Source organism: Pseudoalteromonas sp. ABE4_541 (assembly GCF_056312285.1).
The window spans coordinates 41,971-60,862 of sequence record NZ_JBSVEM010000006.1 but is presented as its reverse complement, the minus strand read 5'-3'; the positions used below and the strand labels follow the sequence as shown (position 1 = coordinate 60,862).

The following is an 18,892-nucleotide window of genomic DNA, read 5'->3' as shown; positions in this document are numbered from 1 at the left end:
AGAAATTTATCCCATGGATAACTTCTGTTAGATCCGCCTTTGGATCAAGTGTTATCCACATATCGATCTAATTATCACATAAATTGTGAATAACTTATTGAAAAGAACATGAGCTTATTTCCTGATAGCTGAAATAAACTGAGGAAGCCACGCTAGTGCACTATCTTCAGGTAATTCTTCATCAAGCACATTCAGCTCTAAATTGGGCAAAATTTGCTTAGCGCCCTTACTTTTCAGTAACTGCGTGCAGTTCTTTGCTGCGTGGTTGTACGTATCGTAACTTTTGTCACCCAAACCAACCACTGTAAAATTGAGCTGATCTAATGAACTAGCTTGTTCTAACTGTGTGATGAAAGGCAAAAGGTTATCTGGATAGTCACCAGCGCCATAAGTGGAAGTGACCACCAGCCAGATACCTTGTGACATATCGTCGTAGTTAGGCTGCTCATGTATTTGTACGCTAAAACTTTGATCTTGCAGCGCTTCGTGCAGTTGATCTGCAACATATTCCGCTGAGCCCATTTGGCTTCCAACTATGATCTCTATGTGTTCCATGGCATTGGGTATTGATAAATCAGAGGCGACATATTAATGCGCTATCTACAGAAGTAAAGTATCGATAAAACGGTTTGGATAAAAAATATTGCTATAACTTTGTGCTTTTTTACGCTCTAACAGTTTAAGTTATTGATTTTTATGTCACAAATAAATTATTCCAAAGAATAAAAAGGTTGGTTATTTGTGGATAAGCTGGCAACGAGTTTTAGATAACCCGATCTAATTGACCACTTTGATCGCGATGATATGGATCTATTTTACCTCACTAGGGCGTATTAACCTGTGCTTTGTTAATGTGGATAGACTTGATGTGTATAACTGCAGATCGGTATCGGTTGATCGCAACTGCTTAGATCTAAGATTGCAGATCCATATAAGTAAATAATCTAAAAAACGTTGAAATGATCAGCATTGTTCAGTCGATCTTGTCATACACATAAGTCTGAATGGATGGTTTAAAACCAGTGAGCCTAGTTTTAAGCGATGCGATGCTTACTTTTAATTCAAAATTGCATCACTGAAGAAGGGCAGCTAGCCTTTAAAGACAGATCACATGTAAAGGAAACAGGATGAGTGAGATACCCATCGAGTATAAGCGCTCGGCGTGTGCAAATTGTTTGGACGATAAAAAGCTCGAGTTTGATTTCACCATGGCTTTTCAGCCGATCATTAATTGCGTTAAGCAACAAATTTTTGGCTATGAAGCCCTTGTTCGTGGCATCAATGATGAGCCAGCTATTACGGTGATCTCGCAAGTGAATGATGAAAATCGCTATTTGTTTGATCAATTGTGTAGAGTAAAGGCCATCTCATTGGCTGCTTCATTAAACTTGCAAAGTATACTCAGTATCAATTTTTTACCTAATGCTATTTATAAACCTGAACGCTGTATTCGTACAACGATTGAGGCGGCGAAGCGGTATGGCTTTCCTGTGGAGCATATTATGTTTGAATTCACAGAAGTTGAGAAAGTGAAAGACAGTGAACATATCAAATCCATCGTGCATTATTACCAATCTTTAGGGTTTACCACGGCAATTGATGACTTTGGTGCAGGTTACTCAGGCCTCGGTTTATTGGCTGACTTTCAAACCAATATCAGCAAGTTGGATATGGCCTTGATCCGCAATATTCATCGAGATCCTGTGCGCCAAGCCATTGTTAAACATTGTTTGGGTTTGTTTCGCGATCTTAATATCACACCGCTGGTGGAAGGTGTGGAATGTATAGAAGAGTACAAATGGTTGAAACAGGCTGGCGTGGCTCTGATGCAAGGCTATTTTTTTGCTAAGCCCGCATTAGAACAATTGCCTGAGGTGAATTTCGATAAATTATAAATAACAGTGCTTTGTTAGGTGTACAGTATCAAACCGTAAACCTAACAAAGCGTGACGATCACGCTTTACCTTTACGAGTTATAAGATCCTTAAGTGTTTGTTGGTAATTGGCAGGATCGCGCGAGACGATTTGATCGCTTAGCCAAGAGAGCATAGTAGCAATATTATTCATAAAGCTGCGGATCTCTTGCTGGTATCTAACCGCTTCTTGGCCAGCTGCTTCATGCCCGACCTCATTAATTAAACTTTCAATCTCCGTTAACTCTGTATTCCAGTATTTTGTGTAGGCGAGCCGACCTTTCATTGTATCTATATTTACACCTTGATCCCTAGGGTCGTTCTCATCATTATCGAGTATAAATGGGCAAATGCGTTGATTAAATTTTTGGCCATTATTGAGTGAGCTTTGATATACGTAATTTAACTCACGCATACAATGCTCTGACTTTAGGTATTTATCACTTAAGATCACCACCACCAGCTGGGCTTGGCCAATTTGTTGCTCAAAAGCAAGGATAGAATCACCTGTATTTGTGGCGTTTCGATCTCTCACTGGCTTTGCGAAGTCTTGCGCATATTCATACAGTTCATCACATACTTGTTGGTGCCTATCGCTTTCGCTGCCCCATGCATAAGAAAAATACACCTTGGGCAGCGGCTCGGCCGGCCTTGCTTCACCCAGTTTGCTAAATGGCTGGTGTTGTTCTTGTTCTTGCTCTTCTATATTCATGGGTTGTCCTTTTAGCCAATGAACATTGGGCGCTTTACCCAACTGATGACTTTGTAAAATAGAGTTAATGATATGTTTAGCAAGCTCATGGGCTTGTTCGCAGTAGAGTTTTAACTGTATTCGGCCGGGGTGGCCGTAATGTGCCAGTTCATCTTCACTGAGTTGATTATTGGCTTCGCACTGCAAGTAGACGACGGTACGGTGTTTGTCATCATAATAACAACAGCCATAGCGCCAGTACGTGGCATATTTTCCCGCCTGTTCGCCAATGGCACTTAAAATACTGCGTTGGCTGCCTTCGTGTAAAAACGCATAGTTGAGTTCGACTTCTATTTTGGCTTGTGCACCGCGCTGCAACTGCGCAATACGCTGCTGAATATCCTGATCCGTCCGTTCGGGTAAACAATCGGGCGCAATGTAGCTGTCTTCTGCGATTTTAAAGCACACCCCACATTGGCGCATCATGGTTAAAAACAGTTGTTGTTCATCATCACTGTATTGATAATCAGACCAGAGCAGCTCAGCCAGTAACGTTTGAGAGAATTGCCCGTGTTGTTTTTGTAATACTGGCAGTGTTGTGCCACGCTCAAGTAGGCTATATACCCCTTGTAGTGCCCAAGCTTGATCTAAAATTAGTTGGTCGTTAAATAACCCCGCTTTGTAAAATACCAAGCCACAACGGTGTAAATAAATGAGCAAACTGTCAGGGGCACTGACTTGATGCTGCGCACAAAGTGTAAGATAGGCGTCTTTTTCGACCACCTTTTGCTGTTGTTTTTTTTGTTCAAGTAACTTCTGAGCCACTGCCCACCAGCATTTGGGTAATTTAATTTCGCCAATACGCTCTGCTTGATACTCAAAAGCCCAATCAAGCAGTGGCTGAAAACGTTTAAGATCGTTGTTTTTGGCGCTGATCTGCACTGATTGTAGCCAATTAAAATTATGTGCTGGAATAGGGGCTTGTTGCACTTCAGATGAGCTATCACATTGGCTTTGGCATACAATCACCGGGGCTTTTTCACCCGCAATGGAGTCGATGTAGGCCAACCAGTAACTGAGTAAATGGTTTTTCATCGGTATACCGGATTCTTGTTCAGCAAAGACTTTCTCATTTTCAAAATCCGGGTGCCAAAGCAAGCAATACACGGCCCGATCATCTAAAAATAATGCGTGGGTGCTTGGGATCGTGTCATCAAATGAGAGCCCTTGAAGCCTGCGCGTTAGTTGGGTTTTACCAATACGGCCATTACCTAAAATCATCAGCTTTTGTTGATTAACGGTGACTTCGCCCGATTGTTGTAAGGCAAAGTAATAGTCCTCAAGGGCCAGCAAATCACGAATATCTTTGGTTAGCTCTTCAGGTACACCTGTTATTTTCAAGTTGCTTGAATGGGTTCTAAAGTTATTGAGGAACGGGAGTTCAGATATGAGTGTTAAAAAGTCACTCTGCGACAACGGGGACAAGCTTTTGCAATGGCTCAAGTCAATTGTTTGTAAGTGAGGCATTTTTGCAAATTTAGGTAGATGCTTAAGCCCATCACATCCGTTTAAATCAAGCTGTTGTAATTGATTGAGATTATTAAGCTCGGATAGATCATTCAGTGCATCACACCAGCTTATATCCAATTGTTGTAATTGAGTCAGGTTATTGAGGACTGATAGGTTACTCAGTGCATCACTTTTGATTAAAATAAGCTGTTGTAATTGTGTTAAGTTATTGAGGGGGGATAGATCGCTTAGTGCATTACATATGAATAAATTAAGTTGTTGCAATTGAGTTAGGTTATTGAGGACTGATAGGTCACTCAGTGCATCACATTGTATTAAACTAAGTTGTTGTAATTGAGTTAGGTTATTAACGACTGATAGGTCGCTAAGTGTACTACAATCGTTTAAATAAAGTTGTTTTAAATGAGTCAGGTTATCAAGGACGGATAGGTCGTTTAACGCATCACACCCGTTCAAACCAAGTTGTTGTAATTGGGTTAGGTTATTCAGGGACGATAGGTCATCTAACGTAACGCTCCCGCTCAAGTCAAGTTGCTGTAATTGAGTCAGGTTATTGAGGACGGATAGGTCGCTCAGCGCATCGCACCCGCTTAAATTTAGCTGTTGTAATTGAGTCAAGTTATTAAGTGGAAATAGGTTGCCTAGTGCGCGACACCCGCTTAAATTTAGCTGTTGTAATTGAGTCAAGTTATTAAGTGGAAATAGGTTGCCTAGTGCGCGACACCCGCTTAAATCAAGTTGCTGTAATTGAGTCAAGTTGTTGAGTGAAGATAGGTCGTTTAGCCCATCACAACCGCTCAAATCAAGTTTTTTTAATTGAGTCAGGTTATTAAGCAGGGATAGATCACTCTGTGCGCTACACCAGCCTAAATCAAGTTGCTGTAATTGAGTCAGATTATCAAGCTCTGACAGGTTGTTTAATTCATAACATCCGCTCAAGTCAAGTTGTTGTAATTGAGTCAGGTTATCAAGCCCAGATAGGTTTCTTAATTTAGAACACCAGCTTAAATTAAGTTTTTGTAATTGAAAGAGATTACTAAGTATGGATATATCACATAGTGCGTTACTCCAGCTTAAATCAAGCGTTTTTAATCGCAGTAAAGATCGCAAAGGAGATAAATCAGATAACTTATCATTTCTTTTTAGGGAAAGTTCAGCCAGTTCAGTTAAATCAGCGATATGTGTAATATCAAATAACCCAGAGCAACTGCTAATATCAAGCTTTTTTAACTGCCCAGCTAAACAGCTAATTTCCTCAGGAATACTACGCAATCTTAAATTGGATAAATCGAGTGTGTCACTGCCAGTGTCATAGGCTGCTTGAATACGCTCAAGTGCAATTTGCCATGCGGCGGGGTTTTGATAATGTGCCATGGTGTCCTTGGTACTTTTTTAATCACAAGAGTATCAAGGAGATAGTGAGAGGTAAATAAGTTGTTACAGCAAAGCGCATCATAACGCTTTGCTGTGATGGTGTTTAAAGGCTATTTACCAATACAGAACGAACTAAAGATTTTGCCAAGTAGGTCATCGGAGGTAAATTCGCCGGTGATCTCGTTGAGGTATTGTTGAGTGAGGCGTAGCTCTTCTGCCAGAATTTCTCCGGCAACATGCATTTCTAACTGGGTTTTACCTATATCTAAGTGCTCCGCGGCACGCTCTAGTGCATCCAAGTGACGACGACGGGCCATAAAGCCGCCCTCGGTGGCACCTTGATAGCCAATGCAGGCTTTTAAGTGATCGCGTAACAGGTCAACCCCTTGGGTGTTTTTGGCACTTAAACGCAGTACTGGGTAGTCACCTTGTTGGCACATGCCAGATTCTTCGGCCGAGAGATCAATTTTATTGCGTACCACAGTCACGGCCATGCCACTTGGTAATTGCTGCATAAATTCAGGCCAGATTTGGGTTGGATCGGTTTCTTGGGTGTCGGTGCCATCGACCATAAACAATACATGATCGGCTTGGCGAATTTCATCCCATGCTCGCTCAATGCCAATTTGCTCGACTTTATCTGGGCTTTCGCGCAGGCCTGCGGTATCGATAATATGCAGTGGCATACCATCAATATGGATATGTTCGCGCAGTACATCTCGGGTTGTGCCGGCAATATCGGTAACAATAGCGGCTTCTCGCCCTGCTAAGGCGTTTAACAAGCTTGATTTGCCCGCATTTGGACGACCCGCAATCACAACGCGCATGCCTTCACGCATGATGCTGCCTTGTTTGGCTTGCTGACGGACATTATCGAGTTGTTCAATAATGGTGTTAAGGTCGCCACTGACTTTGCCATCGGATAAAAAATCAATTTCTTCATCGGGAAAGTCAATTGCTGCTTCTACATACATGCGCAGGTGGATCACTTTCTCAACCAGTGTATTGATGTGCTTTGAAAAGTCACCTTGCAACGAGTGCAGGGCGCTTTTGGCAGCCTGTTCGCTGGTGGCATTGATCAGATCGGCAATCGCTTCCGCTTGAGTTAGATCCATTTTGTCGTTCATAAAGGCACGCTCTGAAAACTCACCTGGTTGGGCAAGTCTCACGCCATCAATTTGGCAAATTTCTTTAAGCAGCATGTCGATGACGATTGGACCACCATGACCTTGTAACTCAAGGACATCTTCACCGGTAAATGAATGCGGATTTTTAAAATATAATGCAATACCTTGATCTAACTGCTCACCAGCAAGATTATTAAATGGTACATATTCGGCGTAGCGAACTTTTGGTGTCTTACCAATGATGGTTTTTGCAACTTGACTTGCAAGAGGACCGGAAACTCGAATAATACCAACACCACCTCGTCCTGGTGCAGTGGCTTGGGCAACAATAGTATCTTGATTTGTGATCATGCTGAATATCAATAGAGCGTTACATAATGCTCAATTGTATCTTAAAGTGGACTGCGCAGCTATGATAGTGGGTTTATCATGCTTTTTTCTCATTTATTGGACTATAAGCTGATGAGCATAATACAATACGGTTGGTTTACTTTAGTACGAATGTAGTAATTTATTACATTGACGGAAGTTGTGAAGGAATATATGGCGTACATTTTTGATAGTTACAGGTTTGACCCTGAGTTGGGGGTGTTATACCAAGCAGAACAAGAAATTCAACTAAGACCTAAGTTAGCGCAGCTATTAGAGTATTTTTTGCAAAATGCGGGACGGGTGATCACCCGTGAAGAACTGCTGTCGGCTTTGTGGATCAATGGAGAGTACCGAGAAAGTTCTTTAACCCAGAGCATTAGGGAGCTACGCAAACAGTTAAACGACAATGTACAAAATCCTATATTTATCAAAACTTATCCGCAAAGAGGGTATGTGTGGATCTGTGAGCCGCAATTGCATCATGGCAATACTAACGAGCAGGCTGTTGTTGAGAAGGTAGCAAAAACACACACAGTACCAACTTGGTACAAAAAGCCTTTGTTTATCGTTATGACTGCGCTGATGTTGATTTTAGTCAGTGGGACTGTGACTTTTCTGGTATCAAAAAATAGTTTTATCTCGCATTCGAAATATGAAAAAAATCATAATGAACGTTTGTTAATTGCACCTTTTAAAAACTTAACTGGTGAAACGGAGTTCGATTGGTTGAACTATGGCTTACGCCATTTGTTGATCCAGAATTTAAAAGATTCTGGCGTCTTTACCATTATCCCTGATAAGAGCGCTTATCACTTGTTTTCGCAAGAGCATGAAGCACATAGCAATATGGCACAAACGCTGGAAGCACTGGTGCAACAGGGGCGTGCAGACCGCTGGTTAGAAGCGAGTGTGTCGCAAGAAAATGGCTTATTTGTGTTTCATTACACCTTATCGAGTAAAGAAGGTAAGGCCAAAAAAGGGGTGATTTATAGTGATGATCTAACCAGCCCCTTGGCCGACTTAGCTGCAACGTTAGCCAAGCAGGTGATCGGAAAAAATGGCATGGTGAGTACCTATCATGTGTCGGCGAACGACTTTTCTACTAAGGATTACCTTGAAGGCTTGTACGCATTAGAAACGCGAGGCGTTGGACTTGCGATGCGTTACTTTGAAGCCTCGGTACTTCATGACCCAAATAATCTACATTCTCAAGTTGAGCTGGCAAGAACTTATTGGCACACCGGCAGACTGGCGCAAGCGAGTGAGATTTTTAATCACTTAAACGATGATCCACAATTGGCTGAAAACTCAATGCTCAAAGCGAGAATGCTTGAATATTGGGGGGAGCTCAAGCTTGCTCAAGGGGATTATAAAACCGCTAATAGCTTATTAGAGCAGGCGCTTATGGGAGTTGATGAAATTGATAATGATGTATTGAGATCAAAAATCTACAACAAACTCTCTGCCATTGCGTGGTTACAGCATGATAAAAGTCGCTCAGAACATTTTTCACTGCAGGCAAAGCGGTTATTTGATATGCATGATATGACCGAATCTGAAGCGCAGCGTTTGTATTATATTGGTAACCCACCAGCTGCGAGGCCTGATAAAGATCAACCTATTGATTTGCAAGCAAGCTTAGACAGTCTTCATAAATCGGTGCGTTTTTACAAAGAGAACGGTAATTTAAGCCTGCTCATGAAAACCTATTTTGCATTAGGACAAAACTTTTTAGCGCCCTTAGATGAAAGACTGAATGCGCTGATTAGTGCGCTAGATTTGGCTGTAGAGCAACAAGAAGTGGTTTATCAAATTAAGATAGCCAATTACCTTGGCTTTTACTTTATTCAACTTCATGAGGGGCATAAAGCGCTACAGTATATTAATCATGCCGCAGATGTTTTAAAACATGAACTTGATATGGTGCCATTGCGTTATTACAACACCCTGCTGCTAGCGATGGCAAAAATGGATGCGGGTATTGCGACTAAAGACGCACAGCTATTGGAAAGTGCCAAACAGGCATTTACACAGCTATTAACCCAGTTATCTGGCGTCGACGATTTTGCAAATCTTGAAGCGGATGCGTATCTTTTGAAAGGTTGGAGCCAACTTGCCTTGCAACAACATCCACAGGCACTTGAGACACTTGGCCATGCAAATCGCCTGTATGGTGAATTAAAAATGACAGACTCACAGAGCTACGCAGTTTACTCTTTGATTTATGCGCACTTACAATTAGGCAATGACAGCCAAGCTATCGCATTATCGGAATCCAAGCAGTTTAATAAAAAACTCATTTATGATTACGCGGCTTTTGCCTACTTCAGAGCTAATGATATCAACAATGCGATAGCGCAGTTGAAGAAGACGAAGCAGCATTTTGGTTCATACTGGCGAAAGGAAGATGAATCTATCCTCACTCAGCTACTCGATGGAAAACAACCCATCCAATCTGTTAAATGGTTGAATACACTACAAAAACCGTACTCCGTGTACTGTGAATCGGAATGGAACTTACAGTCTGGCTTGAAATAAGTCATACACCTTGCACCATTTTAAAGGCCCATTCAGGGCCTTTTTTGTTTGTGGTATCAGGTTTACCGCAGTCTTAACGAACTCGGCTCAACTTTCGATTTGTTCTAAAGTAAAGGGATTGACGCATTGCACTCAACAAACGTGATGATGATCAATATTTGATGGTTAGCCCACTATTATTGTGAAACTGTTTATAACTATCAGACTTTTATATAACCATGCTGGCAAAATATTTGTCATAGCTACTGCAACGGTTAATTTTTCAACATTATAATTTAATGAAAATATTCATATAGTTAACCTTAATTTTATCTTGTCTTTATATCCAAAATTTAAATTTCACTTAGGTTTTACTCTTTTTGTGTCGCTAAAAAAACCATTTTAGTTATAGGGTCTTGTCTGCGCAAAATTGCCTGGGATGAGGGTCTAAAAACTCAAAATATGAGTGGAAGGGCAACGCACACTATTAAGCTTTACGCAGTAGTTCTTTACGACAACAAAAAGGGGCAAAAGGAATGATTTGCACGGTAACTAATTTTGTCTGTGCCATTTGTTTTAGCAAGTGGAGGCACAGAAATGAGCTTTGAAAACTTAGTTGTTAAGTGGCTCGTGAATGCGTGCGACAAACAAAAAGAAGCGATCTGTACGCAGCAGGGCACATTAACTTATCAAGCACTGCTTGAGCAGGTTTGTTTATTAGCAAGTGCTATACAGCACACCGATATTAAAGCGAATGAGCGCGTCGTAATCGCCTTGAATGACGGGGCCACTTTACATACTTGTTTTTTGGCCTGTATTGCGATGGGTGCCATTCCAATTGTGGTCAACCCCAAACTATCTCAAGACAGTTTGAACTTTATTATTGAAGACAGTCAGGCGTCACTTGTTGTAAGTGAGCATAGTCATACGGTGCAATTTGAGCGCTATCACAATGGTGTAGTGGCACAGTCGTTTACGCTTCAACAGATGCTGAATTATGGCGATGCAGGTTGGAATAACTTTTATTTAAAACAAGCCGATGACGTGGCATTTATGCAATACACGTCGGGTACAACTGGTGATCCCAAAGGCGTGATGCACAGCAGTAACAATGCACTCAATAGCGTGCGTTATTACGCGCAAGATATTTTGCATGCGGGTAGCGAAGATCGCTTTTATTCCCTCGCTAAGTCATTTTTTGGTTATGGCCTTGGTAATAGTTTGTTCTTTCCATTGGCATGTGGTGCCAGTGTGGTACTGGATAGTGATTGGCCGAGTAAAGACAGGGTATTGGCGAATTTAGAGCAATATCGACCTACGATATTTTGTGGTGTACCGGCGATGTATCAAGCGCTATTGCATGATAGTCGAACACACAATGCCTTTATCAGTGTCAGAAGTGCGGTGTCAGCTGGCGCGCCACTACCCAAAAAACTATTTGCACAGTGGCAGCACGACTATAACACCACGATTTTGGACGGCTTGGGCTCTACTGAGTTGTGTCATATTTTTTGCAGCCACACTCAGGAGAGCGCATCAGCGGGAACACTGGGTAAGCCACTGCAACAGTATCAAATAGAGATCCGAGATAAACAAGGCAATGCGCTAGCGGATGGCGAGTCAGGCATTATGTGGGTGAAAGGACCAAGCTTATCACAAGGCTATTGGCGAAACCCAAAGGCAACGCAGGCTAAGTTTCAGGATGGTTGGTATAACAGTGGTGATCTCGCACTTCGTGATGAACAAGGATTGATCCACTTTAAAGGTCGCGCAGATGATTTATTCAAAGTGAATGGTCGGTGGGTTGTGCCCAATGACATTGAAGCGCGAATACTCAGCGAGTTTAGCGACATAACTGAGCTGGCTTTGGTGCCGTGTGAAGATGAGCATGGGCTCACAAAAGCCGCGCTTTATGTTGTTGCTCACACACCGGCTTCTAACGAACTTGAATCAACTGTAATAGCTTGGTGTAACAGCAATTTATCTAGCTATCAACGACCTATCATGATCAATACCATCAACGCATTGCCACGCAATGACAATGGTAAGGTCATTCGGAAGATGCTTCACAATACTGCTCAAGAGGTGGCGTAATGCAGAGTCATTATTCTCATAAGATATGTGAGCTGCCCTATCAAATAGAGCAGGTGGTTGAGCTATATAAGCGCCATGCTGACCCAAAACAGTCTTTCATATTTGAATACAATAACGCTGGGAAGAAAACCATGCCCCCGCGCTTTTCGGTGCTAGGGCTATCCACACTTGCCAGCATTCGAGTCAAAAATAATGTGATACAGCTCGAAAAGCAGGGTGAAGAAGGACATTACCCTGTAGCAAGTAGTGCGCAAGTTTGGCCTGAGATCGAACGTATTATTAGCGAGTTTAATATTAATACACCTGATCAACTCCCCTGTTTTGCTGGTGGCTGGTTCGGTTTTTGGGGTTATGAAAGCGTACGCTATTTTGAACCGCATAAATTGCCTTTTCCAAATAACCAAGACTTGACTGATTCCGCTGATATTGCACTGATGTTGCCCAAACAATTATTGGTCATGGATCACCAGCAAGGGCGTATGTGGCTCGTTGCTTACGCAGAGCAAGGGCAGTCAATAAATCTAGCACTTAGCGAAAACGGGTTTGATTGGGCTGAGGATCACACGCATGGAAGTGTTCGTTATCAGTTTAATAAACAAAGTTTTATGCAGGCGGTTGAAGCACTTAAACAGCATATTACGGATGGCGAAATTATGCAGGCTGTGCTGTCGCAGCGCATGTGTTTGGATGTCAGTGGTGAGGGGATCGAGTTCTTTACCAAGCTACGTAGCGCCAGCCCGTCTCCGTATTCGTTCTATGTGCGAATGGACGACAGTTGTATTTTTGGTGCTTCGCCCGAGACGCTGATCCGTTCTCATGAAGGACGTATCGTTTCGTTCCCTATGGCTGGTACACGACATAGAACCGACTGTGAACAAACCAACCAGCGCTTAGAAGCCGAATTACTCAATGATGAAAAAGAGTGTGCAGAACATTTAATGTTGATTGATTTGGCTAGAAATGACGTTGGCAAAGTCGCCAAGTTGGCTTCTGTGTCGGTGCCTAAGGTCATGTCTGTCGAGCATTTTTCTCATGTCATGCACATCACCTCTGAAGTTCGTGCCGAGCAGCTAGAGCAAACCACGGTGTTGGATTTGATCCGCGCGACATTGCCCGCAGGCACCTTAAGTGGTGCACCAAAAATTCGCGCTATGCAACTGATCGATCAATACGAAACGGTTCGCAGAGGCTTGTATGGCGGAGGCGTTGGAGTTCTATCTGGGCAAAACGTGGACTTAGCCATCGTGATACGGTCGGCGCTCATTAAAGATGGATGTTTACACATTCAAGCTGGGGCGGGCGTAGTGGCTGATTCGGTTGCAGCCAATGAATGGCAAGAAACGCTGAATAAGAGTCGTGCCATGTTAGTGGCTCTGGGTATTGAAGAAATTGAAAATGATAAGGAAAAATCAGCATGATACTCATGATCGATAACTATGATTCTTTTACTTACAACCTAGTTCACTATGTTGCAGAGTTGGGTCACGAGGTGAAAGTCGTACGTAATGATGAAGTCAATATTGACGACCTAATAGCTTTACGACCTGACGGCTTGATTGTATCCCCCGGTCCTTTTGGACCTGAACAAGCGGGGATCTCTTGTGAGGCGATCCGCTACTTTTCTGGGTTGATCCCTATCTTAGGGGTTTGTCTTGGTCATCAATCTATTGGATATGTGTTTGGCGCCAAAGTCGGGCATGCTGATAAACCGGTACACGGAAAGTGCTCTGCGATTGTGCATGACAGCACGGGGTTATTTATAGGTTTGCCATCCCCTTTACGTGTAACGCGCTACCACAGTTTGAGTTTGGCGTGGCCTTTACCGCCTTCTTTAGAAGTCACGGCAATGACTTCCCATGAGTCTGTCGATGAAGTCGGCACGAGTCAGGTCATGGCCCTAAAGCACAAAACGTTACCTATCTATGGTGTGCAATTTCATCCTGAGTCTATCGCGTCAGAGGGAGGTCAAGCCATGCTGAAAAACTGGTTAACAGAAACGGGCCTAAGCAAATTGAGCAAGCTATCTCGCACTATTGCTGCTGCATAAATCCATAGGAAATGAAAGATGTTTTCAAAAGAAATAATTAGACAAATACAAGAAGATAAAAAAATTGGCGCAGGAAATTTTCTCGATGTGCTTGCAACTAAAGACGTTGATATCAATGCCAGTGCTTTACAAGTTGATCAGGCCATCCCTCTTTATGCTGGCCAGCAAACTACTTTTAGTATCAGATTGTTACAGCAGTGTGCAGCACAAATTGCGAGCAAGTATTGCGCGTTGGGCGTACATAAAGGGGATTTAGTGGGCTTGTATTTACAAGACAACCTAAGCTATTTCTTGCATTACCTTGCATTGACTCGTTTAGGCGCTGTCACGGTCGCCATCAACAACAAGCTCGCACCTGAGATCACCTTGGCGTTTTGCCAAATGAATAAAGTAAATGTACTTATCTGTGATGAACAGCAGGATACTGCTTTGCGTCAATTGGAATGCGACTCACTACAATTGATGACTGATAAACAGTTGATGGTGATGTGTTCAGAGCCCGTGCCGCCAGCTAAACAGTATCAATCAGACGATGTTGTGCTATTAGCACATACTTCAGGCACAACGGGTATACCCAAAGCTGTGATGTTTAGTCACGAAGGCTTTTTCTTTGGTGTGAGAAGCCAATTGCACAAACAAAAAGGGGAGCGTGTGTTGAGTGCATTGCCACACTCTCACAGTTCCGCTATCTCGGTATTGATGTCCAGCTTATTACGTGGTGCAAAGGTTCATGTACTGACTGATAAAAGCGCCAATGCGATTAGTCAAAGCATGCGGGAGTATCGTCATGATTTGGTCGTTGCTTTTCCAAAAACCTACGTTGACTTATGTCGTGAGAAGCTTGATCCGGAAGATTTTAAATCGGTGGGCTACTGGATAGCAACGGGTGACGCGAACCATGAATCTCATATTCGCAAGCTGATTGCCCTTGGGCATCATTATGCCAATGGACAGCGCCAAGCGGGGTCGGTGTTTATTGATAACCTTGGCTCTTCAGAGTTTGGCTTTGCCATGTTTAGAAATATTCATTCGCTGGCAGAAAATAAATTTAATCGTTGTATTGGTCGCGCATTTGAATGGGTTGAAGCCGCAATCTTAGGGCCAAATGGCGAGCAGTTATCAGCAGGAGAAATCGGCCAACTTGGTGTGAAATCGAATACTGTGACAGCGGGATATTGGAATAACCCCGAGTTAACAGAAAAAGCAAAACTAGCAGGTTATTGGTTAACGGGTGATTTGGCCTATTTTGATGAGCAAGGGTTTTTTTACCATGTGGATCGCACGACTGATCCAGTTTATACAGCACAAGGCACGATTTACAGTTGTTTAACCGAAGAGCTGATTTTAACGCATTTTAGCGACATTTTTGAATGCAGTATCTTCGCAGCACCATCAGATCAATCGGGAGTGAATGAAGCACACATTTGTGTGGAGCTTATACCTGAAGCTGAGTTAGTGATCCCTGAACTATTGCTCAATCAGATCAACAAAATGCTTGAACTGAATGAAATACCATTATTGTCCGCGCTGACATTCCAATCGGCACATGCTCATACCGGTGTTACAGGCAAAAAGTTAAAACGCCGACTTCGTCAACTTATGGAGGTTGCATGAATAAGTCACATTTATTACCACCGCGTTTAGAGTTATTTGGATATGGTATTTGTCCGTATGTGATGCGTGTACGTTATGCATTGGCGTTACTGGAGCTCGATCACCAATATACGGAAATCGATATTTACCAAGCAAAGCCTGCATCGTTACTACGTTACAACCCATTGGCGAGAGTACCAACCTTAGTCGTTGATAACGATAGTATTTGTGACTCTACCGTGATAGCACTGTGGTTAGCGCAAGTGTACCGAGAATATAATTTGTTACCAAATGATGCATGGGAAAAGGCAAAAGTGTTGAATGACATGGCTGCAATTGACTTTGCACACAGCAAAATTAGTACCTTAATGGGCGCATCAGAGCAAAAAGAGTTTGCAGAGCATCTGCAAGCACTTAACGCAGCATTACAGCCTATTTTACCTCTGTTAGGTGAGCTTAATGGCCAACAATCATCTTTGAGACATGTTTGGTTGATGCCACTGGTATTACTGTTGAAAACCTTAGATCAACTGTTTGATGGGCAGCTCAGCGAGCAGATTGTCGCGCTTCGTTCACTGCCCAATTTACGTAATGGCACGCAATTACAAGTGCCTAAGTTTAGCGCATTACTGCCAGATGATTATGTGCAGCAACTGAGCGTGCTACTCAGTAAGCGCAGCCGCTTTTACGCAGATTTTTTACAGATGAATATGCAAAAGGAATGTGCAGTATGAATACGCAAGCAACCAATACCTTGCAGCTGATGGGTTTATCAAAAGAGTTAATTGCAACGGGCAACACGCGTGGCACTTGCATGGACTATATCAGCGATGTGTTACCTAATTTTCTATCTGATAATCAAGTGACTGCCCAAAGTATTGATTTGATCTTAACGCTGAGTATGAGTGTTGATCATTTAACCGAGGATACATCGATACAGTCACCTCGCTTGGGTTATCCCATTCAGCATCATATACAGGCGAGTAATGCCTTTGTGCTGGACTTACAAGACACATCATGGGCACAAGCCTTTGAGATTGCAAATGGTTATCTTACTTGTACTGATATGCAAAGGGTGTTGGTTGTGGAAGCCAACTCGTTTGCACAGCCTGTTGCATCGCAGCTATTTAATGGCGCTCGCGCTGCGTTATTGAGCAAATCGGATACAGCCACAAGTTGTGTAATGCACAGTCAGGTATTGCCGCTAAACGATGAGCGTACGTTAGTACTTACTGATGATAATAAGGTTGATATATCTGCCGCAGATGAGCATGAGAGTACTTTGTTATGTGACGCAGTGATGCAATTGGTAAAACACAATGATAGCTCGGTTCCGGTTTTACTCGATCTTCCTCCCTATTTGCAAGCGCAAGTGTATCGTCATTTACAGCGAGAGCAACCCGAAATGCAATGGCAAAGCTGGGCGTCACTCAACACACAATCGGCTTGTGTGCTGTGGGTGAGTTATGAAGTGTTTCGCAAGCGTTTGCTAGCGCGTGAATTAGAAGTTGGGGGGAAGCGATGAATACATGTGGAGTAACGATCAAAGCCGTTGCGGCCAGAGTGCCGAATATTGCGGTTAAGAATTTTGATGATCAGTGGTTTAGTCAGATAAGCACGGAAGACCAACAGGCTTGGCAAGATAAGTGGGGAATAGAGCAACGATTTTTCACAGATAATGAACGTCACACGCCATTAGCGCTTGCTCATAGCGTCGCAGCAGAAGCGGTATCTTTAGCTCAGTTATCAGCTGAAGATATAGATATGTTTATTTGCGGTACGACCAATGTGGTGCAACTGGCAAAAAATGACGACTGTGGCTTGCCTGAAAAATTGCTCTATCCGCGAGTGAGTCAAGCGCTCAAACAAATGCTAGGTCTTGAAAAAGCCATTGAATTTGACATTCAAAATGAGTGCTCAACGATGATGGATGCCATGCAAATTGGTCATAATGCTATAAAAATGGGTCGTGCAAAGCATGTATTGCTGGTGGTATTTGAAACATCGAGTAACTCCCTCGATAGAACACATGCTAATGGCATGAACTTTGGTGATGGTTATGCCGCGATTGTTTTGAGTCGCCATGACGATCCGCGTTTAGGTATTCAATCTCAGGCGTACCAGAGTTTTTCTCAAAACTATGAACTGGCGACCGTAAATTGGGATAAAACCCCCAAAACAGCGACTGGATTGAGCTTTCATATGCATGATGGTGGCGCCAGTGAAATGGGCAAATTTGTGCCAAAAACGCTGCCTAAATTAGTGTTCAAGGCGCTGGAAAAGCAGGCATTACAAACCACCGATATTGACTTTTTTGTGTTCCATCAACCGGCACGAAAGCTGATTGATGCATGGTGCGCTTTTTTGAATATTCCCCCAGAAAAAACCATCAAAATCATGCAAGAGTATGGTTGTGCTGTATCAGCGGCGATGCCACTTGCTTTCAACTTGGCATTGCAGCAGCAAAAGATTGCAGCGAATAGCCAAATCATTATTGCCAGCCCTTCCGTTGGCTGGGGGTTTGGTGCACAAGTGTGGCAGCTGGGTGAGTTACCAAAGTACAGCGCGCAGATACACCAAAGCGAGATAGACAGCCAAGCAGCAACAAGGAATGAACAACGATGAACCCATCTTATATTTTAGGCACTGGTTTTTACTTACCAAGCAATCGTGTTGATAACCACATGATATCAAAAGTTATTAATACTTCTGACGAGTTTATTCGCAATCGAATAGGCGTTGAAACACGCTTTCACGCCAAGCCAGAGCAGGCGTGCAGCGATTTAATGTTAGAGGCTGCGAAAATGGCGCTTGAAAGCGCCAAAGTGAATATCGAAGACATCGACATGTTGATCGTCAATACGCTGAGTCCTGATGTACACGATCCAGCGCAAGCGTGCATTCTTGCTAGCAAGTTAGGGCTAGAGGAAGTGCCTGCATTTGATATTCGCGCCCAGTGTAGCGGGTTACTTTATGGCATTAATATCGCTAAAAACTTTATTACCGCCAATGATAAACGCTGCATCTTAGTCGTGGCAGGTGAATTATTGTCCAAACGCATGGATACCAGTGATGAAGGGCGAAATTTAGCGGTAATGCTAGGGGATGGTTGTGGTGCTGCGGTTGTGTCGGATCAGCCTCGCGATGGTAGCCAAATGACCGGCCAACTCCTCGATATCATGATCAATGGTGATGGACGACAATGGGAAAGCTTGGTCACACGTGTGCCAGGCAGTGCGCAGCAACAGTTTCACCGTGCCAATGATGGCCATGAAGGGCATAGCTTCATGCGTATGAACGGTCCTGATGTTTTCCAACATGGGGTAAGTAAATTTTGTGAAGTTGCCCAGCAGCTATTAGCGCGTAACAACCTGACTGTTGCGGACATCGATAAGTTTATTGTGCACCAGCCTAACTTACGCATGCTGGAAGAGATCCAAGCGCGTTTGGATATAGACCCACAAAAGATGCCAATCAATGTCACCAAATACGGGAACATGGCTTCGGCTTCAACGGCGGTCACGCTTGCCCAAAGTTGCCATGAAGGCGTAGTTAAATCTGCTGATCGGGTATTGATATTATCCTATGGTGCTGGTGCCACATGGGCCGGTGCATTGGTGCAATTTTAAGGGGT

The 18,892-nt window shown here is 43.1% G+C and carries 13 protein-coding genes; 10 read left to right on the top strand and 3 right to left on the bottom strand.

Annotated features, from left to right (window positions below; all coding sequences use genetic code 11):
- Positions 1 to 114 precede the first annotated feature (114 nt).
- Positions 115 to 555, bottom strand: coding sequence for an FMN-binding protein MioC (gene mioC, locus ACW689_RS07650; RefSeq protein WP_476289984.1), 441 nt, complete (start codon positions 553 to 555; stop codon positions 115 to 117).
- Between the two features lie 572 nt (positions 556 to 1,127).
- Here mioC and ACW689_RS07645 point away from each other — a divergent pair.
- On the top strand, positions 1,128 to 1,895 hold the full coding sequence (locus tag ACW689_RS07645) for an EAL domain-containing protein (RefSeq protein ID WP_476289982.1): 768 nt from the start codon (positions 1,128 to 1,130) through the stop codon (positions 1,893 to 1,895).
- Between the two features lie 58 nt (positions 1,896 to 1,953).
- On the opposite strand, the gene ACW689_RS07640 is transcribed toward ACW689_RS07645, so the two are convergent.
- Entirely contained in the window at positions 1,954 to 5,508 is a 3,555-nt protein-coding gene (locus ACW689_RS07640; RefSeq protein ID WP_476289980.1) for a COR domain-containing protein, read from the bottom strand.
- 110 nt (positions 5,509 to 5,618) lie between these two features.
- Complete coding sequence (mnmE, locus tag ACW689_RS07635; protein ID WP_476290273.1) at positions 5,619 to 6,983, bottom strand: tRNA uridine-5-carboxymethylaminomethyl(34) synthesis GTPase MnmE; 1,365 nt, start codon at positions 6,981 to 6,983, stop codon at positions 5,619 to 5,621.
- Positions 6,984 to 7,178: 195 nt separating this feature from the next.
- Between mnmE and ACW689_RS07630 the strand changes: the two genes are divergently transcribed.
- The 9 genes from ACW689_RS07630 (at position 7,179) to ACW689_RS07590 (ending at position 18,887) form a co-directional block, all read left to right on the top strand.
- Positions 7,179 to 9,545 (top strand): winged helix-turn-helix domain-containing protein, encoded by a 2,367-nt coding sequence (locus tag ACW689_RS07630; RefSeq protein ID WP_476289978.1) that lies wholly within the window; start codon positions 7,179 to 7,181, stop codon positions 9,543 to 9,545.
- Positions 9,546 to 10,121: 576 nt separating this feature from the next.
- The gene (locus ACW689_RS07625) at positions 10,122 to 11,618 is read left to right on the top strand and encodes an AMP-binding protein (protein WP_476289976.1); all 1,497 of its coding nucleotides are present in this window, start codon (positions 10,122 to 10,124) and stop codon (positions 11,616 to 11,618) included.
- Positions 11,618 to 13,036, top strand: a complete 1,419-nt coding sequence (locus ACW689_RS07620) for an anthranilate synthase component I family protein (RefSeq protein ID WP_476289974.1) — start codon at positions 11,618 to 11,620, stop codon at positions 13,034 to 13,036. Before ACW689_RS07625 ends, ACW689_RS07620 begins: the two co-directional genes overlap by 1 nt.
- Positions 13,033 to 13,665, top strand: coding sequence for an anthranilate synthase component II (locus ACW689_RS07615; RefSeq protein ID WP_476289972.1), 633 nt, complete (start codon positions 13,033 to 13,035; stop codon positions 13,663 to 13,665). Before ACW689_RS07620 ends, ACW689_RS07615 begins: the two co-directional genes overlap by 4 nt.
- Before the next feature lie 18 nt (positions 13,666 to 13,683).
- The gene (locus tag ACW689_RS07610; protein ID WP_476289970.1) at positions 13,684 to 15,279 is read left to right on the top strand and encodes a class I adenylate-forming enzyme family protein; all 1,596 of its coding nucleotides are present in this window, start codon (positions 13,684 to 13,686) and stop codon (positions 15,277 to 15,279) included.
- Positions 15,276 to 15,992, top strand: coding sequence for a glutathione S-transferase family protein (locus ACW689_RS07605; protein ID WP_476289968.1), 717 nt, complete (start codon positions 15,276 to 15,278; stop codon positions 15,990 to 15,992). Before ACW689_RS07610 ends, ACW689_RS07605 begins: the two co-directional genes overlap by 4 nt.
- On the top strand, positions 15,989 to 16,783 hold the full coding sequence (locus tag ACW689_RS07600; RefSeq protein WP_476289966.1) for a hypothetical protein: 795 nt from the start codon (positions 15,989 to 15,991) through the stop codon (positions 16,781 to 16,783). Before ACW689_RS07605 ends, ACW689_RS07600 begins: the two co-directional genes overlap by 4 nt.
- Entirely contained in the window at positions 16,780 to 17,883 is a 1,104-nt protein-coding gene (locus ACW689_RS07595) for a 3-oxoacyl-ACP synthase III family protein (protein ID WP_476289964.1), read from the top strand. The genes ACW689_RS07600 and ACW689_RS07595 overlap by 4 nt, the downstream gene beginning before the upstream one ends.
- A complete protein-coding gene (locus ACW689_RS07590; protein WP_476289962.1) occupies positions 17,880 to 18,887 on the top strand; it encodes a 3-oxoacyl-ACP synthase III family protein in 1,008 nt (335 codons plus the stop codon). Before ACW689_RS07595 ends, ACW689_RS07590 begins: the two co-directional genes overlap by 4 nt.
- Positions 18,888 to 18,892 lie beyond the last annotated feature (5 nt).